The organism is Caulobacter sp. SRI_008, from assembly GCF_057586355.1.
In genome coordinates this window covers 79,123-101,886 of the sequence record NZ_JBYCZS010000013.1, presented here as the reverse complement: position 1 = coordinate 101,886, position 22,764 = coordinate 79,123, and the positions used below count along the sequence as shown (strand labels likewise).

Here is a 22,764-nt window from a genome sequence, read left to right as displayed (position 1 = left end):
CCATGGCGCATTCCGACGAAGCCGCGCCGATCGACCTCACTGTCTATGTCGACACCAACTGCTTTTTGCAGCTGCGGGAGCTTTCCGACGTCGACTGGCGGACGGTCGCGCCCGGCGTCCAGCATGTGCAAGTCGCTGTATCGTTCCCGGTGATCCGCGAGCTCGACACCTTCAAGGACAGCCCCAATCGACGTCGCAGCGACCGTGCCCGAAAGGCGCTGAAGGTCATCGCGGCGGCCGGCCACGACGATAGCTTCGTCACCGTCTTGCGAGATGCCGCGCCGCGGGTGACCCTTCGGGCCGGGGTCGGCGGGCGATTGGCCTGGGAGGATCATCCGGAACTCGACCCATCCAGCGCCGACGACCAGATCGTCTTGAGCGCCAAGACCGAGGACGTGGCTGGCGACAAGCTGCTGCTGACCTATGATCACGCCCCACTTATCCGGGGGCGGATGTTGGGCCTTCCCTGCCGCAAGCCGCCCGAGGACTGGCTGCTGCCGCGTCAGGCCGATGAGCGCGACAAGGAGATCGCCCGGCTCGAGCGCGCCCTGGTCGAGGCCAAAGCCCAGTGGCCGACATTGGTCCTGGGCGTCGCTGGCGGTGCGAAGACGATCGATTGGGACGTGCTTTCGCCTCCGCCCCTGGATGCGCAACAGTGCGCCTGGTTGGCAGAGGTCCTGACCGCCCGCCACCCCAAGGACGCCTTGGCGGAACTGCCCTCGTCAGTCTACACCCTGCCCTTGGCCCGCCAGCGCTACACCCAGGGCCAACGCAATGAGTACGACGCCAGCTACGCGGCCTATGAGCGCGCGGCCCTCACCTACTTCGAGCGCCTACACCGCTGGGTCGCAGCGCGCTCGCGCCTACGGCAAATCGAACTTGATCTGCACAACACCTCGACCCTGACAGCGGCCCGGGTGTTGGTTTCGCTTCATGCGCCCGAAGGGATCGTGTTCTATGGCGACACCCCGCTCGATCTGAAGATGGGCCGTTTCGAGCAGCCCAAGGCGCCACGCCCGCCCGAACCGGGATCCCTGTTTGGTCTGGGCGCCGGCATGGCGGCCAACCGACGCGCTGTCATCCCGCAAATCCATCACGGCCCACGCGATCCGGTGGCGTTCTATTGGCAGGATCGGCCTGACGGGAAGCAGGCGACCGCCTCACGCCTCTGCGAGGAATTTCGAGCGCTGAGGACGTTCCAGCAGAACGTGTGGATGGGCATCGCGGACGACAGCGCGACCGGGGATCTGCGGGTCGAGGTCAGCGCCACCAACTTGCCCGGCGCGATCACCGCGCAGACGTTGATCACGGTGAAGGTGGTCGAAGTCACGTGGACGGACCCGCGTGTCCTGGCGACGCTTCCCGAAGCGATCGCGGACATCCTGATGCACAATTGAGCCTGCCCGAGCCGACGCAAAGGCAGGATACGAATGCCCGCCCCAGCTCAGGCCAGCTTTTGTAGCAAGGCTTCGGCCTTGGGCTTGAGCTCGCCGAGCGCCGGATGGTCCTGCAACCAGGCGCCGAAGGTCAGGATCAGTTGCTCCTGCGCCTTCGTCCAGCCTTCGGCATGAACCAAGGCGCTGTAGAACTGCTGGATCTGGCGACGTGGTTCTGGGGCGCCGGCATAGCCTCGCAACAGGCGACGGGCCGTTGTCAGGGCCTCGGCGTGGGTGGTCTTGAACACGTGGAAATCCGTACAGCTTGGTCATCGGCCGCCGCCGCGATCTAGCCGCGCAACCCGCCCATGGCCAGCGTCTTCTCGCCGACGGACCCGGCCGGCGTCGGCTGCCCGGGACCGTCGATGCCATCGAGGGCTTTGTAGGCTCGGCCGGTAGCCCCCTGGTCACCGAGGCGCTCCTGAGCGTGGTGGTCCAGGATCAACGCCCAGGCGCGCGGCGCAGGCCTACTGGTCGAGCCGGTGATGGCCCAACGCCTTTGCGACTCCTCCCAGGGTCGGCCAACTATGCTAAGGGCTGAAGGGAGGAGACAGGCCAATTGACGACCGCCGATCGCGTGCTTTCCGTGCTGCAGCTTTTCACCATGACCGAGCCTGACTGGACGGTCGAAGCCGCCGCTTTGCGTCTGCAAATCCCGACAAGTACGGCCTATCGCTACTTTCGCAGCCTGACCGAGGCGGGTCTGATCGTGAACTTCACGGCTGGCCGCTATGTCATCGGGCCAGCGATCATCGAGCTTGACCGCCAGGCGCGCCATTTCGACCCCCTGATCCGCGCGGCTCAGCCCAGCATGCGCGCGCTGATCGATGACCCGACTATTTCGGGCGTCAGTCTGCTGTGCCGCATTTATCGCCGGACCGTGATCTGCGTCGATCAGGCCGACCGCCCAGGCAAAGGGTTGGCGATCAGTTATGAGCGCGGGCGACCCATGCCTCTTTTCCGGGGCGCAGCCTCAAAGGTGATAGCCGCCCACTTGAGCGCGCGCGCCGTCCGGCCCTATTTCGAGGACGAGGTCGAGGCGGCCAGCTCCGCCGGAATGGGAGCGGACTGGGAGGCGTTCAAGGTCAAGACGCGGGCCCTTCGCAAGGCTGAGGTCTGTGTGACGGAGGGCGAGTTGGACGAGGGCCTGCTGGGGATTTCCGCCCCGGTGTTCGGGCCTGACGGCGACATTCTGGCCAGCATCGGCGTGGTGCTGGTGCGCGCCGAGATTGACAGCACAGCGCAAGGCGATTGGGTCGAGAAGGTCCGGCGCGCTGGCCGGACCGTGACCCAGACCCTCAAACAGCATGCCTCGCCGCCGTCGGTCTCAAACCCCGCGAGCGACCAGGCTTCGCCGGCGGACTCGGTGATGGCGTAGCGGTCAACGCTTGAAGACGTTCGGCAAAGCCCAAAGCTTCGTCAGGGCGGAACGCACCGGCGACGTAGCGGTCCGGTCGGATCAGCAGCACCCGCCCCTCGCACAGGCGGCCCAGGCTATCGGGCTTGGCCTCCAGCTCCTTGACGCCCTGCCAGCCGGCCGTGTCGGACCTGGGCCCCAGGTGGATCAATTTGGGAGACAACTGTTCGATCGCCGGGAGGGCGGCTATGGCCTCCAGGACGCGAGGCTCCACGTTCACCCCGACGAGGGCGAAGCCATCGCCCAACCAAGTGTCCAGAAGCATTCGGCGCCCGGCCTCGTCGACGACCAGCGGCTGTGGCAGAAGGCGTCCGACCGGCGTTTCCTTGGTCGCTTGATCGTCAGGCACGACAAAGCCGGCGCTGAAGCGCGGCTTGGGTTTGTACTTCATCTGAGCAAAGTAGTCGCGGGCGGCGGGCCACAGACTTAAGGCGGTAAAGGCCGCCTGTGTCGCCCGTCCGTGCCACTGGGTTTTGGGCCCCATGATCCGACCCATGCGCAAGGCCAGCTGGATCATCGCGCCGACATGATCTCGTCGTTCGCGCTCATAGCTGTCCAACAGTCCCGGCTGGGCGCGGCCCAACACCACCCAGGCCAGCTTCCAAGCCAGATTATGCGCATCGCGAATACCGCTGTTCATGCCCTGACCCGCGAATGGCGGCGTCAGATGGCAGGCGTCTCCGGCCAGGAAGACGCGTCCGCGCGACCATTGCGGCGCCAACCGGGCGTGGAAGGTGTAGACGGTCTTGCGCTTGATCACGCTCTTAGGATGGGCGCCGTAGTCATGCAGAAGCTTTTGTATCCTGGCGGGATCCAAGACCTGCTCGCTCGTCTCGCCCGGAAGCAATTTGAACTCATAGCGCCGGGTCAGGTCTGGTCCTGGCAGGGCGATGCAAGGGCGGCGGACATCGCAGTAGACCTGCGTCTCGCGGCTTAAGCAGGGCGACTGTTCGAGATCGACGATCAGCCATTTCTCGGCGAACGTCTCTCCCTCCAACTGCAGCCCAAGCTTTCCACGCACCAGGCTGCTGGCCCCGTCGGCCCCGACGAGAAAGTCGGTTGTCACCTCGCAGCGTTCGCCGTCCGCGGTGCGCAAACTTAGAGCCACACCTGTGTTGTCTTGGGAGAAGTCTTCCAACGCCGTGTTGAACCGGGTCTCGACGTGCGCGAAGCGCGCCAGGCCCACGCGTAACTGCGCCTCCAAGGTCGGCTGACGGAAAGCGTTGCGCCGCGGGTACCCATAGGGACTGCCCGTGGGATTGACCTTCAAGAAGCAACGGCCGCCGGGCGTGCGGTACTCCGATCCGTAGCCCGGCACCACCGTGGGCAGGATGGTGTCGATGAGTCCCGCCGCCTGCATCGTCCGCAGGGACTCATCGTCAATGGACACCGCCCGCGGTTCAGAAACGGTGCTGGCGTTGCGCTCAACGACGAGGGCGCGCACGCCATAGACGCCCAGCAGATTGGCGATGGTCAGGCCCGTCGGGCCGGCCCCGATAATCACGACCGGATAGTGCTCGGGTCGGCTCGGGCGGCCCTTGGCGCCCGAGCGGCTCGCCTGGACCATCTTAGGCTTCCTTCGCCACGGTGTTGACGAGACGGCCGACACCCGAAATGTCGACCTCGACGGTGTCCCCCGCCTTCATCCAGACTGGCGGCTGGCGCTTGGCGCCAACGCCGCCGGGCGTGCCGGTCAGGATCACGTCGCCGGCCGAAAGAGCCGTGAAGGTCGACAGGTAGGCGATGATCCGCGGGATCGGGAACAGCATGTCCGACACCGGTTGGCTCTGCATCACCTCGCCATTGAGGCGCGTGGTGACGGTCACCGCACCGAGATCCTCGATCTCGTCGGGGGTGACCATCCAGGGGCCGAGCGCGCAGGTGTCGGGAAAATTCTTGCCAGGCGTGAACTGCTGGGTGTGCCATTGCCAGTCACGCACCGATGCGTCGTTGGCGGGCGCGAAACCCGCCACGTGATCCATGGCGACCGCCTCGGCGATCCGGCGACCGCCGCGGCCGATGATCACCGCCAACTCCCCCTCGTAGTCGAAGCTTTCGGACTCACGCGGACAGAGGATCGGCGTGGCATGACCCGTGAGCGTGTCGGCGAAGCGCAGGAAGATCGAGGGATGGCCAACTTTGTCGCGGCCGGTCTCCTGACGGTGGCTTTCATAGTTGTGGCCCACGCAGAAAATCTTGCCAGGCCGCTTCACGACGGGCGCGAACCTGACCTGCGACAGGTCCAGGACTGGAGCGTGGGAGACCGCGGCCTTGATCTGTCCGAGGGCGCCGGCTGCCAGGGCGTCATCCAAATCCGCGTAGGTGTCTCCAAGGACCGCCCCGACATCGATGACCTGCCCGTCCTGGACAAGACCCCATGAGGCGGCGCCCGCGGCTTCGTAGCTCGCGATTTTCATTTTTTAGTTCTCCGGAAAGCTTGATGAGGGGGCTAGCTGCGCAGCAGCCCCTGCCCCCAAGTGTTGAGCGTGCGCTGTTCGTGCGGCCAGGAGCCGACCGGGCGATCGGCGGAAACGCTCTCCAATTCGGCCGAGATCTCGACCCAGTTTCCGTCGACGTCGTGGACGAACATGAAAAGGTTGTTTCCCGGACCATGCCGGCCCGGTCCCCATGCGAGCGGGATTTGCTGTTTCGCCATATGGTCACCCCAATCGCGGATCAGCCCCCAGTCGCCGGCCTCGTAACAGTGGTGGTCCAGACGGCTCTCGGCGGCCTGGAAGACCGCCAGATTGTGATGTTCCGAGCTGCAGCGCAGAAACGAGGTGCGAACGCCGCCAGCCTCGTCGACCACCACGTCTGACAGGGTGAACCCGAAAACCGTCTCGTAGAACCCTGACAGAACCGCCGCCCGCGGGCTCGCCAGAACCACATGCTGCAGCCGCGCTTCCCGTCGCGCGTCGCCGTCGAAGAGCGTCTCTGCGTCGCTCTGAGCCGCCAGGCCGAAAACGAAACGGTTGCCATCCGGGTCACGCAGACTGATCGCCTCGGGGCCGAAGAGCGGACTGGGCGAAGGTTCGACCACCACGTCGGCGCGACGAGCGCGGGCTTGCAAAGCGTCCAACTCGCTGGCGGATTCGACCGCATAGGCGGCGAAGGCAAGACCCTTGTCCGCTCCGCGCTTGAAGATCAGCCGCCTTTGCCGCGCGGACCCGAGATAGTCCTCGCCATCGCGCTCCACCCGCAGGCCCAGCGCGCGACCGTAGAAATCGGCCAATGCGCCCGGATCCGAAGAGGTCAGGGCCAGATGATGCAGGGTTGCGCGGATGGGAGCGACTGAAGCTTCGGACATCGGTTGACCTCGAATTCGATAGTGAGCCGGCGAGTGGACAATCCTCGCGCCTGCGCCAAGGCCGTGGGGCCTGTCCGTCGGCCTAGATCCCGGCCACGGAACGCTGAGGCGGCGCGAACGCGCTGGATCGCTCACGGAAGACCCCCTTCCAAAGCGATGCGCGCTCGCGCCGCGACCGGGAGACCCCCAAAGGCACTGCCCAGCTGCCGAGACTATCAGCGACTAAATTTTTATATTATGAGAATTCTGTCGTCAATTCGGTTTTGTTCCCGACGAGAGGGATTTCCGTGACGGCAAGATCAAAGGGGGAACCATGATCAGGAAGCGCGAACGCGCCGGCCGGGCGGATGCGATCGAGATAAGGCGGCAAAAGATCCTGAGCGCGGCCAAGGCGTGCGCCAGTCGTTTCGGATTCCACGCCACCAGCGTGGCGCAGATCGCAAAGGCCGCCGGCCTGAGCGTCGGCCAGATCTACCGATATTTCGATAGCAAGGAGGCGGTCATCGCCGCCGTCGTCGCCGAGCGCTGGCCTTGCGCCGATCTGATCGCCGCCTGGCTGGGCGGGCCGCCGATCGGCGCCGAGCCCAGCAGCGGGGCGGACCTGGTAGGGCAACCGGAGGAGTGCTTCACCCCCGAGGCCGCTGCGCTCAGCCTGGAAATCTGGGCCGAGGCGGCCCGTAATCCAAGGGTCGCGGCGATCGTTCGGGACGCTCGCGCCGCGGAGGTCGCTCGAACCGTCAAGCTGCTCAGCGACGCCGGCGGCGCGGCGCGAACGCCCGCCGATCTCGAGAGCCGTGCGGAACTGCTGCATCTGCTGATCGAGGGCATGCAGGTCTGGGCCGTCCACCCCCCCAGCAACCTGAGCCTGGTTCGTGAGCGCGTCAGGCAATTGGCGGCTCAACTCGCCGCCTAGGAACGGGCCGGCCGGTCGCGGCCCGCGCCTAAAGGCCGCAGGCCCTAGAGCGTGGTTCTTTGGAGCGCCTGGATTCCTTGATGTTCGCCCCCGTCCCGGTCCACAGCGCCGTGTGCCTGCGCTTGACAGCGCGGGGGGGAGCCATAAATAAGATTACGTATTTTGACGGCCGCGGCCGTCGGTCAACGCAGGGTCGACAGATGAACAACATGTTTTTGGCTGGACCGTTTAGGCCCCAGCAACAGGAAAGTCGGCTCAGCGATCTGACCGTCCGTGGCACGATTCCCGACGACCTTCGCGGCACGCTTTTTCGCGTGGGCTCGAACCCGTTTTTCGAGGCGCCCGAGAACTATCACTGGTTCGACGGCGATGGCATGGTCCATGCCATCACCATCGAGGATGACACCGTGTCGATCGCCAATCGATACGTCGCCACGGAGGGCTTGAAGGCCGAACAACAGGTCGGTCACCGCCTCTATGGCAGCTTCATGCATGGCGGGGTGCCGTTGGTGTTGGACGGCTCGCAGCCTTTCCTGAAGAACCCGGCCAACACCAATGTGCTGCGGCTTGGGGATGACGTCCTGGTCTTCTGCGAGGGCCAGATCCCTCATCGCCTCGATCCGAAGACGTTGGAAACCACGGGCATGTTCGACTTTGGCGGCGTCGAGGGTCCCGTCACCGCACACTTCAAGATCCGCGACGACGGCGAGTTCGTTTTCTTCGGCGCGATGGGCACGGTGGTCAATTTCTATCGCGCCACCGCCGATGGCAAGGTGTTCGCCAAACACACCTTCACGCAGGACGCGCCATCGTTCCTCCACGACTTCGCCCTGACGGAGAATTACGCCGTCTTTGTCTCGTGCCCGGCGCTGACCAACATCGAGTATGTCGTCGAAGGCAAGCCGAGCACCATTTGGGACCCCAGCGTCACCACGAAGTTCGGCTTGCTGGAGATCGCGACGGGTGAAATGCGCTGGTTCGACTCGCCCCGCCCCTTCGCCCTGACCCACTTCCTCAACGCGTTCGAGGAGGATGGAAAGGTGGTGGTCGACTGCAGTTGCGCCCCCGATTTCGGCGCGCGGATCGAAGAACGCAATCCCTTCAGCGTGGCGACCCCGTGGCGCTGGACGATCGATCTCGCCGCCGGCGCGGTCAAAGGCGTTGAGATCGCGCCGATCAACTCCGAATTCGCGCGGTTCGACGAGCGCCTTACGGGCAAAAAGCATCGTTATGGCTACTACGCGGCCACCAAGACGGGCGAGTTCTGCGAGGACTTCTTGTTTGACCACCTCGTCAGGATCGACTCCTCGACCGGCGAGGCTGTGTTCAACGGCGGAGCCGACGATCTGACCAGCCCGGGCGAGGCGGTGTTCGTGCCGCGGGCCGGCAGCGTTGCGGAGGACGATGGCTACATCCTCAGCATCTGGTGGAACCCCAAGAAGGATCAAAGCGAGCTGCTGATCGCGGATGCCAGAAACTTCGACGCCCCTCCTCTGGCGCGCGTCGAACTGGGTCAGCGGGTGCCCCTGGGCTTCCACGGCAACTGGTGGCCCGCCCAGTCGTAAAGCGGCCAGGACGGCGGGGTGTTCCCCGCCGTCCGCCCTACCCTGTCCGGGCGCGTCAGCGGTTGGCCTCAGCCAATATTGTAGCTGTTGCGAACGCCCAGGAGCTTGCTCAGCAGATGCAGCAGCGTCAGGCGCTCGGACTCCTCGAGCGGCGCCAGGATGGCGCTTTGAATCGCCTCGAGCTTTCCCAATTGTCCCTCGATGATCTTCTCGCCCGCCGGCGTGGCCTTGACCAGCCAGCCGCGCCGCGATCGATCGCTGCGGGCGCGGCCGATCAGGCCCAGGCTCTCCAGCTTCGCCACGACGACGCCGGTTGTCGCTCGATCGTAGCCCACGACCAGGGCCAGTTCGGCCTGCTCCATCTCCGGTATGAGGACCGCGGTTGAAAGCACGACGAACTGCGCGCGCGTGAGCTTGGGCTTGTCGCCATGCACATCGTATTCCTGGGTGATGCGCTGCTCCAGGCGGCGAGTGAGATAGCCTAGGGCGTTGTAGATCGGCATCATATGCCTGCGCACCACGTCCGCGCGGGGCGGCCCGCTGGCTTCTGCAGGCTTGTCGCGCCGCCGCTTAGGGCCTGCGCCGCTCTTCTCTTCCAAGTCGCAAAACCCTCTTCAATTCAGCCGCGGATTTACGCCGCCGGCTCACGCGCATTCAAACTGACCGTCCGCGCCCCGCGATGTCTTCGGGAGTGCGCCTCGATCAAAACGCAGCACGCCACACGAGAGCGTCTGGCTCCCCCCCTTGCGAGCCGATGGCGACCAAGGCGTGCGATATCGCACCATTAGATAAGAGAACATACCAATAACCGCTCGCGGGAAAACCCTCAGTGACTCCGCGCGTCATCGCGTAGCAACTGAGATGGCAAAAGCGGATCAGGCTTGGCCAAACGACCCCCTGCCGCGCGAGGAGTCGCGATTTCCGACGACATCGCCGCCGAGCCAGGCGATATGGCTAAAGTCGACAGCAAGACCGGCAAGGCCGAATATCAGGGCGGCGTCGAGGCGCTGAGCCCACCAGGCGAACCCAAATTGCGCCGCCGGCAAACTCCAGGGACCGCCCCTGGCCTGATCCACTTGGGCCGGCCGTGGCCGAATGACCTCTCGCGGCGATTGCGCGCTGCTGATGGCTTGGGCGGTGTTTGCGTCGGCGGGCATATCCGCGCGAGCTCGAACCTCGTCAAACCCTCGCTATAGGCGCCTAGATCATCGTGTAGCTGTTTCGAATATCGAGCAGCTTGCTGAGCAGCCTGAGAAAGGTTAGGCGCTCGCTCTCGTCGAGAGCGCCCATAATCCTGGACTGCAGACCCTCGAGGAGGACCAACTGTTCCTCAGCTAATTTCTCACCCCGTGGAGTTGCGGTCACCAGGAAGCCTCGCCGCGAGCGGCCGCTGCGCACACGAGATATCAGTCCGTTCTCTTCCAGCTTGCCGATCACGACACCCGCGGTCGCGCGGTCAAACCCCAGAATCTCGGCCAGTTCGGCCTGCTCCAGCTCGGGCACAAGAACCGCGACGGTCAGGACGACGAATTGCGCGCGGGTCAGTTTCGATTCCCCGGTATCGATCTCGAACTCGCGCGTGACGCGCTGCTCGAGGCGACGGGTCAAATACCCGATCGAATTATAGATGGGCATCAATCGACGGCGCACCATATCCTTGCTCAGCGGCGACGGGGCGCTTTCCAGCGGCGTGTCGACACCTTTCTTCCTGCCCATTCGATTCCGCCCTTGTGACTGCAGTCGTCTGCATCGGGGCACATGTATGCGCCGGCTCAGTAGCCGCGCAATAGCTATACAGATGCAAGTCCCGGCTCCGTCCGGCCGGCTGGATCGCAGTTTGGGCGAGCTTTAGACGTCAGACTTACCGACCCGGCGCCGAACCGCGCCGTGCATTGCCGACGGGTCCTGCCGGTGGGGCCGAGCCCGCCCGGTCCGGCCCACCGGCAGGCCGAGCTTGACCGGGCCAGTGAGCCAGTGGCTGGGTTTGGCCTTGCGGGGCCACCCGGCCCGTCTAAGACCAACGTGTCCGGGACGTCGCTGTCGGCGCGCTGCAGGCCGCGCTCATCTAGGACAGCACCCCAGCCGGCCCCCTGGGTGTCGAGTCGCGGGCTTGTCCGTGTAGGCCGCGGCGACGTGGCCTTAGTTTCCCAGCACGTTTGGCGCGTCCACCGTAGGCCTCCGGAATGATCCGATCGCGGCCACCAGGGACACGCCCGCCGCCCACCCCGCCAAGATCCATATTGCGGTCGTCAAGCTGGCGGTCGCCGCGGCAAGGCCGGTCACCACCAGTCCGCAGATGAACTGGCCCAGCGAGTTGCTTGACTGGATGAGGCCGGTTCCAAGACCGCGATGCTCGAACGGAAAGAGTTTGAGCGCGGCGGCCAAGAGCGATGGCACCATCATCCCTGCGCCGACGACCGAAAGAAAGGCGAACCCGGTCAGCATCGCATGAGCGCGCGAACCTGCAACCCCGGCCAGCCCGACGGCCATGATCGCAAAGCCCAGAGCAAGATGCACACGCGTATCCGCGCGCGACAGCGCCCTGTAGACCATCGCACCGACCGCGAGCCCGGTCGTGACCCCCGCCAGCGTCATCCCAATCACTTTCGGGGATGTGACCCCGATGTTCGTGAGGATGAAGGCGAGCTCCACAGGCATGATGAAGAAGAACATCGAGGTCATCAGCATCAGGCAACATGCCAGCAACGTCCTCTTCCAGGGAAAGGGTTCGGTCGCCAGAAGCTCGACCTTGACGCTCAGCTTTTGCGGGCGTTGCGGTTCGCGGATCTTGGCGATCGCCAGGACACAAATCGCGAGGGAAATCGAATGCGGCAAAACCGCATAGCGCCATCCAAATGATCCCAGGGCCCCCGCTGCCATTGCGATGACGACCGCGGACAGAGCAGCGACCGCGACCTGGTAGGCCAACATGCGCTCGCGCTCTTGGCCCTCGTACTCGTCGCCGATCAGGGTCGTGGCTGCGATCATCGCACACGCTTCGGCAACGCCAACGAAGAGCCGGCTGGCGAGGATTGCGGGCAGGTTGGTCAGGAAGAATGGCGCGACCCCGGCAATGCCGTATAGAAAGAGGCCGAAGACAAGCACCGCCTTGCGCCCGACGCGATCAACGATCACGCCCGCCAGCCCTGACAGCAGCGCGATGCAGACCGACGGCAAGGTCAGCACCATGACCACGAGAAAGCTGGCGCCGGGGAAGCTGGCGAATTCCCGCTGCACCTCGGGCAGGACCGGACCAAGGGCCGCGGGCGCCATTCCAAGGAGGAGCATTGGCGACAACAAGACGAGGCGTTTGAGCAGGCCAGACTGGGACTGCCCTGCACGCGCGGGATTAGACTTCACGAAGGACTCCTCGGTATCGGATGCTCAGCCGTTGACGGCTGCAAAAGCGCGGGTTGATTTGGCGATGGCGTTCAGGGCATGCGCACGACGGCCTTTATGGCCTCGCCTTGCTCGGCGTCGCGCATCGCCTGATTAATCGACGCGAAGTCGTAGCAGCGGACAATGCGCTCAAGCGGAAACAGGCCCTGGGCGTGGAGATCCACGATCCGAGCGATCGTGACGCCCGCCGATCCGCCGCCCTCGATGACGCCCATCAGGCGCCGGCTGCCAAGGATCAGCGCCGCCGCGTTCACGTTCAATGGCTGATGCGGAGGCGGCGGCGCGACCAGCGCCAATTGGCCCCGCTGCCCAAGCGAGGCGAACGCATGTCCGATCACCTCCGCATTCCCGGTGGTGTCGATGGCGTGATCGACGAGAGACGTGACGGCTCCGCTCCCAAACTGTGATGCATCGACCGCGTCGGTGGCGCCCAGTTCCAGAGCCAGGGCGGTGCGGGCCGGCAGGCGGTCCACGGCAACGATCCGCGTCGCGCCGGCTGCGGCGGCGGCCATGACGGCAGCCAGTCCTACAGCGCCAACGCCGAATACGGCCACGCTTGCGCCCGGCTGAACTTCAAGTTCGTTCCAAACGGCGCCGGCGCCCGTCATCACGCCGCAGCCGAGGGGCGCGGCCAGTTCGAACGGCAGGTCGGCCGGGATGGGGAAAACGTTTCGCTCGTTCGCGACGGCGAGCGTGGCAAACGCGCTCTGGCCGAAGAAGCGATCGTGCAGAGGGCCGCCCTCCCTGCGATGCACGGCATGTGTGCCGTCTGGGCGGCCGCCCGAGAAGCAATGTTCAGGCAGCCGCGCGCAACTGGCGGGAAAGCCGTTGCGACACTCGCGGCACTCCCCGCATGACAGGTACGACATGACCACGCGATCGCCTGGAACCAAGGCGCGGACCGACGGCCCGACCGCCTGGACGATCCCGGCGCCCTCGTGTCCAAGGATGATCGGCTTGGGAACGGGTAGGAAACCGTCGCGCGCGACAATGTCGGTGTGGCACACGCCGGCGGCCTTTACCGCCACGAGGACTTCGTCGTCACGCAGCGGTCCGGCGACCACATCGCCGAACTCGAACTGCTGGCTCTGGTCGGTGGCGATCGCCGCCACCGCGTTCCAGGGTTCACGCACCGATTATCTTCCCTATCGAGTTTTTGGCCGCGCGTGTCGCAATGCGCCGTGCGGTTTAGCAGGTAGCGGCGGGTCAGGCTGGCCGCCTGGTTCTCGAGCTGGGCTTGGCCTTTCCCTTGCCCCCGAAGTGAACCGGAGCTCCCATTTCATCCACCGCCAGAACCACCATAGTATGCATACATATCAATATGCGCCAGTCGATATTTCCTGTCCTTCTGATCGCGGCGGCGTCGCTCTTGGAGCCTCAAGTTGCATGCGGCGATGTGGGGTCAAAAACCCTGGATTGATATGTATGCGTATTGTAGTTCTTCCCAAGAGAAATGCGGGAGGATGATTTGGCGCACGCGCCGTAGCCAGTCCGGGAGCGATCAAGGCTCACTAGGCTTTCAGGACGGTCGTCCGATGATCGAGGCGCAAGAGCTCTACGCGTGGCGGAGGCGTTGCATCGAGGAGCCGGTCCGCTTCTAACGCCGGAATTGGAACCGGCGGGATGGCCCGTGTTGTGGCGTGGCATATGCCGTTCGAGCCCAGGCTAGGTGTGACTGGGTCCGCTCGGTACAGCAATAGTAAGCGTACGTTTTATGCTTGTGGCGACCCTGTCACGTCCTTAGATTGAAAAATGCATCGCAACCGTGAGCGACAAGGGGAACGGCCGTCGGCCAGGACGATGACAAGATCCGCCACGCCGAAAGTTTCAAAGCCTAACGCACAATCATCACAAACGCGCGAACCTGGCGCCTCACCGCCGGTCGGGCACGCCGCTGTCCTACGTCAAATGCGGCCGCTCTATGATTCCGTGGGGCACCTGACGCGTCGCCTGGACCAACAGGTCAGCCTTCGCTTTGAGGGCAAAATGACCGGGGAGCGCCTGACGAGAACTCAGTTTGTTCTTCTGATCGTCGCTGCGCTAGCCCCGGGAATGGAGCAGGCTGAGATCGCTCAGCTTGGCAGCTATGATCCCGCAACCGCAGGCGTGGTGATCAGCAAACTGGAGGCCCGCGGACTGGTTCGTCGCGAGCGCAGTCGGCGCTCACGCCGAGGGTGGATCGTCGAAGCAACGCCAAAGGGCCATGCCGTGATCGAAGAGCGCATCGCGATCCTCGACGTTCTCCAGAACGAAGTCCTGTCGCCGCTCGAACCCGATGAGCGGCTGGTCTTCCTGCGCCTCCTCAGCAAGTTGGTCAGGATCGGCAACAGCTATAATGGTTAGGTCGGCCGCTCGAGCCCGATGCAGGCGCCGCCGGCCAGGAGGGTCGGTCACCTTGGACGGGGGGGCCGCCGGGTGTTAGCCTAGGACCGACGTGATCGCGGTCACCGTGATCGCGCCGCGAAGGCGCAGAACATGAAGCCGACGTAGAGCGTTCGACATCCCCTGCCGCAGACGCATTGGCCGGCGACGAAGCTCGCCTGAAATAGGCCCCCTCACCGCCCGTGAATCTCGAACGGTGGCGCCCCGATGGTCGCGTCCAAAGTCGGCAAGACAGTGTCGCCGCCCATCTGCAAGGCCACACTGGCAATAGGTGTGGCGAGCGCTAGGCCGACGAAGCCATGGCGTTGATCGTACTGGCCACGGTTAGCCGCTTGGCGGCCGCCCATGGGGACAAGCACAGGAAGATCAGCACGCCCACGATAATCCCGAGGGTGGCGGCGCCGACTGATAGGCTCTATCGCGCCCGCGTCTCCGGCGGCCCCAGATAGGCTTTGCGTTCGCCGCCAAGGTCGACCACCAACCTGTCGACCACCAGAGCCGGATCCAGCGCCCAAAGTCGAATGGTGTGCCGCGCCCCGGACTTGAGAGTCCAACGGGTTTCCGTGATGCGAGCATTGCGGACGACGTGGACCTGCCAGTCCTTTTCGGCGTCGATATCGACCACCTGTGGCTCAGCGCCATCGATTGATACCGCGTAGCGAAGTTTTCGGTCCCGATCGAGCGGGAAGGTCGGTGGACCGATCACCTTCAGGGTGGCCTGTCCGCCCCCCATGGCGATGAACTGATAGTCGACGCTCGGAGCGCCGCGCACATCCTTTGAGGAACCAACGGCCGCGTCGGCCTCGATCGCCGCGCCAAGTCGCCCCAGCCGCGGGCGCACGCGCCAAGCCGAAGCCCCGACGTCGCCCTTGGACACGAAGTTTTCCGCTTCGATCGCAACGACGCCATCGACGGCCACGATAACGCCCTTAGCGGCCGGCGCGGCAGTGTGCTCTAGCGGCAGGGTGACGAAATATCGATCCGCGCCAGCGACGATCGTCAGACGTGCGTTCGTCGCCTTTTCGGGGACCTTGCTCCAATCGACCGAGATCCAGACGCGTTGATCTGAGGCGACCTCGCCCGACGGCCGGTCTATCACGACCCAGGGCGCATCGGCCGATATGCGGTAGGTCAGGGATCGGCCTCCGGTGTTGAAGAGGTCGATGAAGCGTGAAGGGCGGGTTGCCTGATCGATCGCGGGCAGGACGTCCTTCTTGACCCCGGCCGTCCTCCAAATCTCCACCTGTCGACTATAGTCGGCGCGGGCGCGCGCCGGCGTGTCGACCAGCGCGTCCACCGCCCCCTCAATGGCCACGCCGAGACTTGCGCGTTGGGTTGGTTCGACCCGCGCGGTGGGATAGCCCGCGAACGAGGCCTGATCGCGAGGGTCATCGTTCATGAAGCGCCGCCATTTGCCGTTGGCCAGGCCATCATACCGAGCCGTCGCGTCCTTGATCCTGGCTTGGGCGGCGCTGGAGCGATCTGCGTAGAGGTTGGCGCTGGCGCGTCCTTGCCAGGCCGCCAGGTAGCTTCGATCGGCCGACAGCGCCTTGACCGCGGTCCAGTGCGCGCCCAGGACCGGGTAGAGGACGAGTTCGAAATAGGCGTCACGTTGCGTAGCGGGCAAGGTCTTGGCGATCGCTTCGGCGCGGGCTAAGAGGTCGGCGTATTCGGACAGATGGCGCGAGGCTTCGTCACCGTAGGAGACCGGCGAAAAATCCGTAGGCTGAACACCGACGTCATCGAAGCTGAAGTTCATATGCTCGGGCTTTCGGATGAACGCCAGGCGATAATAATCGTCCAGCACGCCCCCGATCGCGTCCGCTTGACGCTTGTCGAACGTGCGCGCCGCCCATCGGGTGAGATACGTTTTTTGGTCTAGTTGGGAGATATTCCCATAATCCCAAGCTAGATCCAGGAAGTATTCCGCGTCGATCTCACTGGGCTTGATGTCGCCAATATTAACGATCCACATCGTCTTGGAGTTGGTGTTCCATGCGCGTCCCATCTCCGAAGCGATCAGAGCGGGCGGGGTCGTGGCCAACCAGAGATAGCTTGTAGGCCAGCCCCAATAACTCACGTGGTAGTAGACGCCCCCGCCCCCGGGTCGTGCTTGCTCGGCCGGCGTGGAGAGTTGGCGGATGTAGCCGAAGTTGTCGTCCACCCATCCTAGGGTGACATCGTCAGGCAGGCGCATGCCCTTGCGGTACGTCTCCAGCACTTCCTTGTAGGGCACGAAGACCTGCGGGATGGTTGTCGGATCCTTGCCTGTGTCCTGCTTAAGCAGCCCGCGCTGGGTGTCGACGATGTCCTCGAGGAGCTTAACGCGATCAACCTTGCTTCCGGCGACAACGGGCGTGTCATGGATGCCGCGCATCCCGACGGTGTACAGGTTCTCAAAGCGGCCGTTGGCCTTCACGCGCTCGTCCCAGTACCGCGTGACAGCCGCCGCGTTGGTCTCGAAGTTGAATTCGCCCCAGCGTGCCCGATCCCATTCCGCCACATTGTTGCGGAGCATCGGCTCTGCATGCGAGGCGCCCATGACGATCCCGTAACGCTCGGCGGTCTCGGCGTTGCGCGGATCCTGGTTAAACGCCACCGAGCCCGGATGCATGGCTGGCCAAAGGAGGTTGGAGCGCAGACGCAGCATCAGTTCGAAGACCTTGGCGTAGGTCTTAGGTCCGATGTTCCCAGTCTCTGGTTCGAAAGTCTCCTCGGCCCACGGCCGTAGCGACCAATCCTCGTCGTTGATGAAAACGCCGCGATAGCGGACCGCTGGCGCCACCGGCTCGGTGTCGAGGGTGATCGTGGCGGTCTCGCGCTTGGCCGGCGCGACATCAGCCCACCATTGCCACGGCGACACCCCTAGCTGCCGCGAAATCGACAGCGCGCCGTAGGCCGCGCCTCGGCGGTCGGCCCCAAGCACCACGAGCGCTTCGGGGACGCCGGGCCACGGATTGGCTACGCGAAACAGCCGATAGGCCTCCCAGACCCCGGCGACGCCCTTGGGATCGATCAGGCCCTTGTCGGCCAGCGCCTTGATCATTGGCGAGCCGTCGAGCGTGCCCACCAGCACCACGCGTCCGGCCACCGGGCGCTTGTCGCTCAGCGAAGGCTTGGCGCCCGTCACGGCCGCGACATCGCCCGCCAGGAGATTGGCGGCGATGCGGACCACCTCGGCCTCGTCGGGCTCAACCACCAGCGACGCAACCTGCGATCGGTCGGCAAGCCGAAATTCAGGCGAGGTCTTCGAGATCGAGGTCCGCTCAGCTTGCGCCCAGACGGGTGTCGCAGCGGTGAGCAGAGCCAAGGCGGCGACGGCGGAGCGGGCGGTGATCATTGGGCTGCCTCCAACGCGAGATACGCGGGTATTTTGTCCTACATAATCAAGCCCCCTGTCCAGCCATAGATCTGACCAATTTAATTTTCTCTAGCAAAACTACGGGACTCGATGTCGTAAAATATGAATGCATATAAAAAATAAAGACTTACATACCAAGGGGTTTTCACGGGACCGCTTCGGACCTTCGACGTAAGAGGTCAGACCGCAATTTACCGCTTGTCAGGCCAATTGAGTCCGTTCATTCGTCAGACAATATGAAAGAGCCCGCAGGGCCGACCTACGCATTGGGAGAAGCAAAATGGGAAAATCTTATCACCGACTGGCCTTCAGCGCCTCGGTTGCGGTCCTGTCGCTCTTGCTGACAGCGCAAACGGCTGCCGCGCGTCAGCAGGCCTTGCCTCAGAACAACGCCGACACGGACGTCGTCGAAACCGTCGTCGTCACCGGCGTGCGCGCCAGCCTCAAGTCAGCCCAGGCGATCAAGCGCGATTCATCGCAAATCGTTGACTCGATCGTTGCCGAAGACATCGGCAAGCTGCCGGACAACAACGTGGCCGAAGCCTTGCAACGGATCACCGGCGTGCAAATCTCGCGGAGCCAAGGCGAAGGCTCAGGGATCGCCATCCGCGGCCTGTCGCAGGTCCAGACCCTCCTCAACGGTCGCAACCTGTTTACCACCTCCGGGCGGGGTGTGGCGTTCGCTGATATTCCGGCCGAACTCCTTGCCGGACTTGACGTCTATAAGACGTCTGCCGCCGACCAGATCGAAGGCGGCTTGGGCGGGGTGGTCAACATCCGACTGCGCAGGCCTTTTGACTTGAAGGACAACGAGGTCGTGGCCACTGCGCGTGGGTTCTATGGCGACATCGCCGACAAGGTCGATCCGCGCTTGTCTATTTTGGCGAGCAAGCGATGGGACACGGGCGTGGGTGAGATCGGCGCGCTGATCAGCGCGGTCTATCAGAAGCGCTCGTTTGGCAGCTATCGCAGCGCGGTGGGCGCCTTCGCCCCCCGCACCGACCAGTACGATCTCGACGGCGACGGGATCTTTCCCAACGACGCCGGCGACGCCATCGAAACCACGACGGACGTGGGCACCCGCTATACGGTTGGCAGCCGCGAACGTGTCGGGGTCAACGCCTCACTGCAGTGGCGACCGACCCAGGGCGTCGAGTTCTATTTCGACGGGCTTTTCAACACCACCGACAATAAGGAACTCGATCAACTCATCTATGGGCGCACCGGTACGAGCGGGATCCGAGCCTCGGCGGCGACGGCCATCGCGCCGTTCACTTTCCGACCTGGCACGAACATCTTCCAGAGCGGTCGCTACGCCGATGTCAAAACGACGCCCAGCACCTATGTGGCGCCGTCGACCTATGAGACCTGGCAAGGCGTGTTTGGCGGCACGTGGACAGGCGAGCGTCTCACGGCGACGGCCGAGGTGGGATATACTCGGAGCGCCGGCTCGGACCGTTTCACCGAGATCGGCACGAAGACGAACGCCCCCAACTACACGGTCGATCTGCTGGGCTTCATCAATCCGACCTTCGGCGGTGTGAACCTGAGCGACCCTGGCGTCTATGAGTTCGATCGTTTCGCCGACAGCGGCAACCGTAACAAGGGCGATGAGATCGCCGGAAAGCTTGATCTGAACTATCGCCTGGACGGCATTGTCCAGTCGATCCAGGCAGGCGTGCGTTTTGCCAATCGTGGCGCGCGCCGGGCCGGCTACAACGCCAGTTATAGCTTCACCGCCGCCAACAACCTCGCGCGGCCGGCCAGCATCGACGGGCTGCTGGTGCTGACGCGCAATGATCTTTTCCGGGGGCGCGGCGGATTGGGCGTCACGCAATGGGCGACCCCGTCGATCGACTTTTTGAACGACCCTGGTAAGGCCCGTCAGCTCTTCGGGCTTGCCGCGAGCGGGCCGGCCGATGATCCGCGTCAGTTCTACGACATTAGCGAGAAGACGAGCGCCGGCTTCGTGAAGGCTAACTTTGCTTTCATCGCCGCCGGCGTGGACATCGACGGTAACGCTGGGGTCCGTTACGTCCGCACCAAGGTCGGCCTGACGGGCTTTCAGTCGGCGCAGGGCGGCGGCTTCAGTCAGATTGATGTCGACAACGCCTACGGGGACTGGCTGCCGAGCTTCAACGCTCGCGCCAAGCTGACGTCGACGATCTTCCTGCGGGCAGCCGCGTCGAAAGTCGTCACCCGGCCGAGCTTTGCTCAGCTGACGCCCGCGACCACGCTCAACTTCCTGTTCAATACCGGCAGCGGCGGAAACCCGCGCTTGCAGCCGCTTCGCGCTGACCAATATGATTTGTCGCTGGAGTGGTATCCAAATTCCACATCCAACTTGTACCTGGCGGCCTTCAGCAAGAAGGTCGATGGCTTCGTGCAGAACCTTAGCGCCAATCAGGTGATCGATGGCGTCACGTTCCTGATCACTTCGCCGCGCAATGGCGCTAGCGGCAAGGTCAAGGGCTTGGAGGTCGGCGGACAGGTCTTTTTCGACTTCCTACCAGCGCCGTTTGACGGCTTGGGGCTTCAAGCCAACTACACCTTCGTCGACAGCGCTGCGCCTAGCCCGATCATTGGGCAAACGGTGCCGCTCGAAAACCTGTCGCGCAATAGCTACAACTTGGTCGGCATCTATGAGAAGGGCCCCGCCTCAGTCCGCCTGGCCTATAACTGGCGCGACAAGTACGTGTCGGCCACCACCGGTGACGCGGCTCAGAGACCTCTGATTGTCAAAGCCCAGGGCCAGCTCGACGCCTCGATCAGCTATGAGCTGTCCGATCGTCTCTCGATCTCGCTGGACGCCACGAACCTTACGCGCAACGCCTTGGAAGACTATTACGGCTCGCCGATCTTGCCCAAGTCGTTCAACCAGTACGATCGGACCTTCGAACTCGGCATGAGGATGCGGTTCTAAAAATCAGGCGTTGGCGGTTTACTTGCAACGCTTGCGCGCGCTGGTCGAAAAGTCCGGCGCGCGACCTCCTCCGACAGTGGCCGCTTCAGCTGGCTTTAATGGTCGCCGATGGGGGGGCGAAACGAAACCAGGACACGCTGGGCTGGTCTATAAGGGCGCATGGCGGACCGACATCCAATCAGCGCAAGCCATCGGCGTTGCAGCTCAGCTCCGTCTGAAAGGGCGGTTCAGTTATGACGCGCTCGTAGTCGAGGGCTCGCCAGAGCAACTCCACCAGAGCTGGGTCCGGCCGCGAAATGGCTAGCGGCCAGTCATGGGATCTGCGCAGCATCCTCAACTGCGCTGTTCAAAAGGCGTCTCGTGAGGCCCGGCAGCGCAATTGCGTTCTAGTTGCTTTGATTTTGGGGCTCTTCGGCTTGGCTAATCCAAGGCTGGAGGCGGAAGAGACCGGCAGAAAGTGGACCGGCCCTTGCGGGCCGGTCCCAAGGCCGATCACCAAGCTTCGGAAGTGCTGATCAGCTTGATCTTGTCGATCGGGTAGACGTCGTCGAACTGCACGGCCTTCCACTTGAAATCGACCGGGTGGGCGGTCTCGGCGAAGGTCAGCGCCATATCGAACAGGGCCTGTTCCGCCGGCGGCATAGCGTCGAGCGGGAAGGTGTTCAGGTGCGCGATGATGGCGTCCATACGGGGCATCATGGCGTTGTAGAACACCCGAAGCTTCTCGATGCCTGCGTCGAGCATCTGATTATAACGCGCCGTCTGGCCACGCCGGGCCCAATCAGCCACGAACGGCTGCAGGTCGCTGAACGCCTCGGGAAGGGCTTGGGTGGTCATCAGGCTTGCTCCAGAATGGCGTTGATCAGCGCGTATCGCTTTTGCAGGACGAATTCCTGGCGCGAGACATAGAGGTTTTCGACCGCGCCGGACTCCAGGCCGGCTTGGACCTCTTCCAACGCCGCGAGATCCTCGCGCATCACGCTGACGAGCAGGCCGCGCATGTAGGCCTGGGCGAGGCGATCGCCGGCGTGACGAGCCTTCTTGGCGTAGTTGTCGGAAACCAGGCGCGTGCGATCCTTGGAGATGGGCCAGATGGTCAGCACGGTGACCCAGTGCGGACCGTTCAAAATCGCCATGCTGGGGAAGAGCCAGACAACGTCGAAGAACCACGGCTGGCTTCGCGTGTGGTTCACCCCCGGCGGCAGCGACGACATGTCGGTTTCAACGGCCGGAGACAGTTTGCGGCCCTGAGCGTAGAGCAGACGCTCGGCGGGGGGGCCTTTGTAGTCCGGATTGGCCGCGTTGCTGGACCGGACATGCTTTTCATAGATGTCCACCGCCGGCTGGTGGCGCATGGGATTGTCCTTGCCGGCGAGCTCCGGCTGGGTGTTCCGATGCAGGAAGACGGTGTGATAGCCTTCCGAGAACCCGTCCATGGCGAAGTTCCAGTTGGCGTCGACCTCGGAGACGATGGTGCTGATCTTCTCCATCTCCGAGTAGTAGTTGTCGAAGCCCTCGGAAAGCTCGCCGAGCCATTCACGCAGCGGCTGGGGCTCCTCGTCGTCAAAGTTGACGAAGATCAGGTTTGACCAGACCTCGCTGCGAACCGGCACCAGGCCCATCGCGTCCTTGTCGAGATTGGCGAAGGCGCGCTCGTCGGGCACCACCAGCAGGCCGCCGTCCTGGCCATAGCTCCAACCGTGGAACCAGCAGGTCAGTCGCGAGCCTTGGCCCGACCCGAAGCCGCACTTGGTGCTGACGACCTTCTTGCCGCGGTGGCGACAGACATTGTGGAATGCGCGAACCACGCCCTCTTTGTTGCGCGTCATCACCACCGAAGTCTTGAAGGTGGGGACGTCGTAGGCGATGTACCCATCGATGGGGATGTCGTTGACATTGGCGAGCATAAACCAGGTCTTGCGGAAAATCTTGTCGATGACCTGGTCGTGGTATTCCTGACTGAGCTTGTCGGGAACCGAGATGATGTCCTTCAGGCCGCCAACGCCACCGGAAAACTTTGTCTGGGGTTCTGTCATGGTTGAAAATTCTCTGAAGGCGGGC

18 protein-coding genes are annotated in these 22,764 nt (G+C 63.9%); 7 read left to right on the top strand and 11 right to left on the bottom strand.

The window, feature by feature from the left end; translation table 11 throughout:
- The first annotated feature begins 2 nt into the window (after positions 1-2).
- Entirely contained in the window at positions 3-1,397 is a 1,395-nt protein-coding gene (locus tag AC2YHT_RS13475; protein WP_487290304.1) for a PIN domain-containing protein, read from the top strand.
- 47 nt (positions 1,398-1,444) lie between these two features.
- Here the strand turns inward: AC2YHT_RS13475 and AC2YHT_RS13470 are convergent, their stop codons facing one another.
- Positions 1,445-1,684, bottom strand: coding sequence for a hypothetical protein (locus AC2YHT_RS13470; RefSeq protein ID WP_487290303.1), 240 nt, complete (start codon positions 1,682-1,684; stop codon positions 1,445-1,447).
- Between the two features lie 311 nt (positions 1,685-1,995).
- Between AC2YHT_RS13470 and AC2YHT_RS13465 the strand changes: the two genes are divergently transcribed.
- Positions 1,996-2,814 carry an IclR family transcriptional regulator gene (locus AC2YHT_RS13465; protein WP_487290302.1) on the top strand — a complete coding sequence of 273 codons (819 nt, stop codon included), beginning with the start codon at positions 1,996-1,998 and terminating at the stop codon, positions 2,812-2,814.
- Here AC2YHT_RS13465 and AC2YHT_RS13460 read toward each other — a convergent pair.
- The 3 genes from AC2YHT_RS13460 to AC2YHT_RS13450 are packed head-to-tail and all read right to left on the bottom strand — an operon-like array spanning position 2,735 to position 6,160.
- A complete protein-coding gene (locus tag AC2YHT_RS13460; RefSeq protein ID WP_487290301.1) occupies positions 2,735-4,420 on the bottom strand; it encodes a bifunctional 3-(3-hydroxy-phenyl)propionate/3-hydroxycinnamic acid hydroxylase in 1,686 nt (561 codons plus the stop codon). The genes AC2YHT_RS13465 and AC2YHT_RS13460 overlap by 80 nt on opposite strands.
- Position 4,421: 1 nt before the next feature.
- Positions 4,422-5,270, bottom strand: coding sequence for a fumarylacetoacetate hydrolase family protein (locus AC2YHT_RS13455; RefSeq protein ID WP_487290300.1), 849 nt, complete (start codon positions 5,268-5,270; stop codon positions 4,422-4,424).
- 32 nt (positions 5,271-5,302) lie between these two features.
- Positions 5,303-6,160, bottom strand: coding sequence for a VOC family protein (locus AC2YHT_RS13450; RefSeq protein WP_487290299.1), 858 nt, complete (start codon positions 6,158-6,160; stop codon positions 5,303-5,305).
- Between the two features lie 313 nt (positions 6,161-6,473).
- On the opposite strand from AC2YHT_RS13450, the gene AC2YHT_RS13445 reads away from it, so the two are divergent.
- Both AC2YHT_RS13445 and AC2YHT_RS13440 read left to right on the top strand, forming a co-directional pair.
- Complete coding sequence (locus AC2YHT_RS13445; RefSeq protein ID WP_487290298.1) at positions 6,474-7,073, top strand: TetR/AcrR family transcriptional regulator; 600 nt, start codon at positions 6,474-6,476, stop codon at positions 7,071-7,073.
- A 200-nt stretch (positions 7,074-7,273) separates the two neighbouring features.
- A complete protein-coding gene (locus tag AC2YHT_RS13440) occupies positions 7,274-8,638 on the top strand; it encodes a carotenoid oxygenase family protein (protein WP_487290297.1) in 1,365 nt (454 codons plus the stop codon).
- A gap of 68 nt (positions 8,639-8,706) precedes the next feature.
- Here AC2YHT_RS13440 and AC2YHT_RS13435 read toward each other — a convergent pair whose 3' ends face one another.
- Positions 8,707-9,237, bottom strand: a complete 531-nt coding sequence (locus AC2YHT_RS13435; RefSeq protein ID WP_487290296.1) for a MarR family winged helix-turn-helix transcriptional regulator — start codon at positions 9,235-9,237, stop codon at positions 8,707-8,709.
- A 282-nt stretch (positions 9,238-9,519) separates the two neighbouring features.
- On the opposite strand from AC2YHT_RS13435, the gene AC2YHT_RS13430 reads away from it, so the two are divergent.
- Positions 9,520-9,834: a hypothetical protein gene (locus tag AC2YHT_RS13430; protein ID WP_487290295.1), complete on the top strand. Its 315-nt coding sequence runs from the start codon at positions 9,520-9,522 to the stop codon at positions 9,832-9,834.
- A 4-nt stretch (positions 9,835-9,838) separates the two neighbouring features.
- Here the strand turns inward: AC2YHT_RS13430 and AC2YHT_RS13425 are convergent, their stop codons facing one another.
- From AC2YHT_RS13425 to AC2YHT_RS13415, 3 genes are all read right to left on the bottom strand, one after another.
- Entirely contained in the window at positions 9,839-10,354 is a 516-nt protein-coding gene (locus AC2YHT_RS13425) for a MarR family winged helix-turn-helix transcriptional regulator (protein WP_487290294.1), read from the bottom strand.
- Positions 10,355-10,777: 423 nt separating this feature from the next.
- On the bottom strand, positions 10,778-11,998 hold the full coding sequence (locus AC2YHT_RS13420) for an MFS transporter (RefSeq protein ID WP_487290293.1): 1,221 nt from the start codon (positions 11,996-11,998) through the stop codon (positions 10,778-10,780).
- 71 nt (positions 11,999-12,069) lie between these two features.
- The gene (locus AC2YHT_RS13415; RefSeq protein WP_487290292.1) at positions 12,070-13,170 is read right to left on the bottom strand and encodes an NAD(P)-dependent alcohol dehydrogenase; all 1,101 of its coding nucleotides are present in this window, start codon (positions 13,168-13,170) and stop codon (positions 12,070-12,072) included.
- 853 nt (positions 13,171-14,023) lie between these two features.
- Between AC2YHT_RS13415 and AC2YHT_RS13410 the strand changes: the two genes are divergently transcribed.
- Positions 14,024-14,380, top strand: a complete 357-nt coding sequence (locus tag AC2YHT_RS13410; protein WP_487290291.1) for a MarR family winged helix-turn-helix transcriptional regulator — start codon at positions 14,024-14,026, stop codon at positions 14,378-14,380.
- 454 nt (positions 14,381-14,834) lie between these two features.
- Here AC2YHT_RS13410 and AC2YHT_RS13405 read toward each other — a convergent pair whose 3' ends face one another.
- Positions 14,835-17,759, bottom strand: coding sequence for a glycosyl hydrolase 115 family protein (locus tag AC2YHT_RS13405; RefSeq protein ID WP_487290290.1), 2,925 nt, complete (start codon positions 17,757-17,759; stop codon positions 14,835-14,837).
- Between the two features lie 301 nt (positions 17,760-18,060).
- Here AC2YHT_RS13405 and AC2YHT_RS13400 point away from each other — a divergent pair, with 301 nt between their 5' ends.
- Positions 18,061-20,703: a TonB-dependent receptor gene (locus AC2YHT_RS13400; protein WP_487290289.1), complete on the top strand. Its 2,643-nt coding sequence runs from the start codon at positions 18,061-18,063 to the stop codon at positions 20,701-20,703.
- Positions 20,704-21,195: 492 nt separating this feature from the next.
- On the opposite strand, the gene AC2YHT_RS13395 is transcribed toward AC2YHT_RS13400, so the two are convergent.
- Both AC2YHT_RS13395 and AC2YHT_RS13390 read right to left on the bottom strand, forming a co-directional pair.
- A complete protein-coding gene (locus AC2YHT_RS13395; RefSeq protein WP_487290288.1) occupies positions 21,196-21,540 on the bottom strand; it encodes a hypothetical protein in 345 nt (114 codons plus the stop codon).
- Positions 21,540-22,739 carry an aromatic ring-hydroxylating oxygenase subunit alpha gene (locus AC2YHT_RS13390; RefSeq protein ID WP_487290287.1) on the bottom strand — a complete coding sequence of 400 codons (1,200 nt, stop codon included), beginning with the start codon at positions 22,737-22,739 and terminating at the stop codon, positions 21,540-21,542. Before AC2YHT_RS13390 ends, AC2YHT_RS13395 begins: the two co-directional genes overlap by 1 nt.
- Positions 22,740-22,764: the final 25 nt, after the last annotated feature.

Coding starts and splice junctions, on each gene's coding strand:
- AC2YHT_RS13475 (WP_487290304.1), top strand. CDS start 3: ATGGCGCATTCCGACGAAGCCGCGCCGATCGACCTCACTGTCTATGTC.
- AC2YHT_RS13460 (WP_487290301.1), bottom strand. CDS start 4,420: ATGGTCCAGGCGAGCCGCTCGGGCGCCAAGGGCCGCCCGAGCCGACCC.
- AC2YHT_RS13455 (WP_487290300.1), bottom strand. CDS start 5,270: ATGAAAATCGCGAGCTACGAAGCCGCGGGCGCCGCCTCATGGGGTCTT.
- AC2YHT_RS13450 (WP_487290299.1), bottom strand. CDS start 6,160: ATGTCCGAAGCTTCAGTCGCTCCCATCCGCGCAACCCTGCATCATCTG.
- AC2YHT_RS13445 (WP_487290298.1), top strand. CDS start 6,474: ATGATCAGGAAGCGCGAACGCGCCGGCCGGGCGGATGCGATCGAGATA.
- AC2YHT_RS13440 (WP_487290297.1), top strand. CDS start 7,274: ATGAACAACATGTTTTTGGCTGGACCGTTTAGGCCCCAGCAACAGGAA.
- AC2YHT_RS13425 (WP_487290294.1), bottom strand. CDS start 10,354: ATGGGCAGGAAGAAAGGTGTCGACACGCCGCTGGAAAGCGCCCCGTCG.
- AC2YHT_RS13410 (WP_487290291.1), top strand. CDS start 14,024: ATGACCGGGGAGCGCCTGACGAGAACTCAGTTTGTTCTTCTGATCGTC.
- AC2YHT_RS13405 (WP_487290290.1), bottom strand. CDS start 17,759: ATGATCACCGCCCGCTCCGCCGTCGCCGCCTTGGCTCTGCTCACCGCT.
- AC2YHT_RS13400 (WP_487290289.1), top strand. CDS start 18,061: ATGGGAAAATCTTATCACCGACTGGCCTTCAGCGCCTCGGTTGCGGTC.
- AC2YHT_RS13395 (WP_487290288.1), bottom strand. CDS start 21,540: ATGACCACCCAAGCCCTTCCCGAGGCGTTCAGCGACCTGCAGCCGTTC.
- AC2YHT_RS13390 (WP_487290287.1), bottom strand. CDS start 22,739: ATGACAGAACCCCAGACAAAGTTTTCCGGTGGCGTTGGCGGCCTGAAG.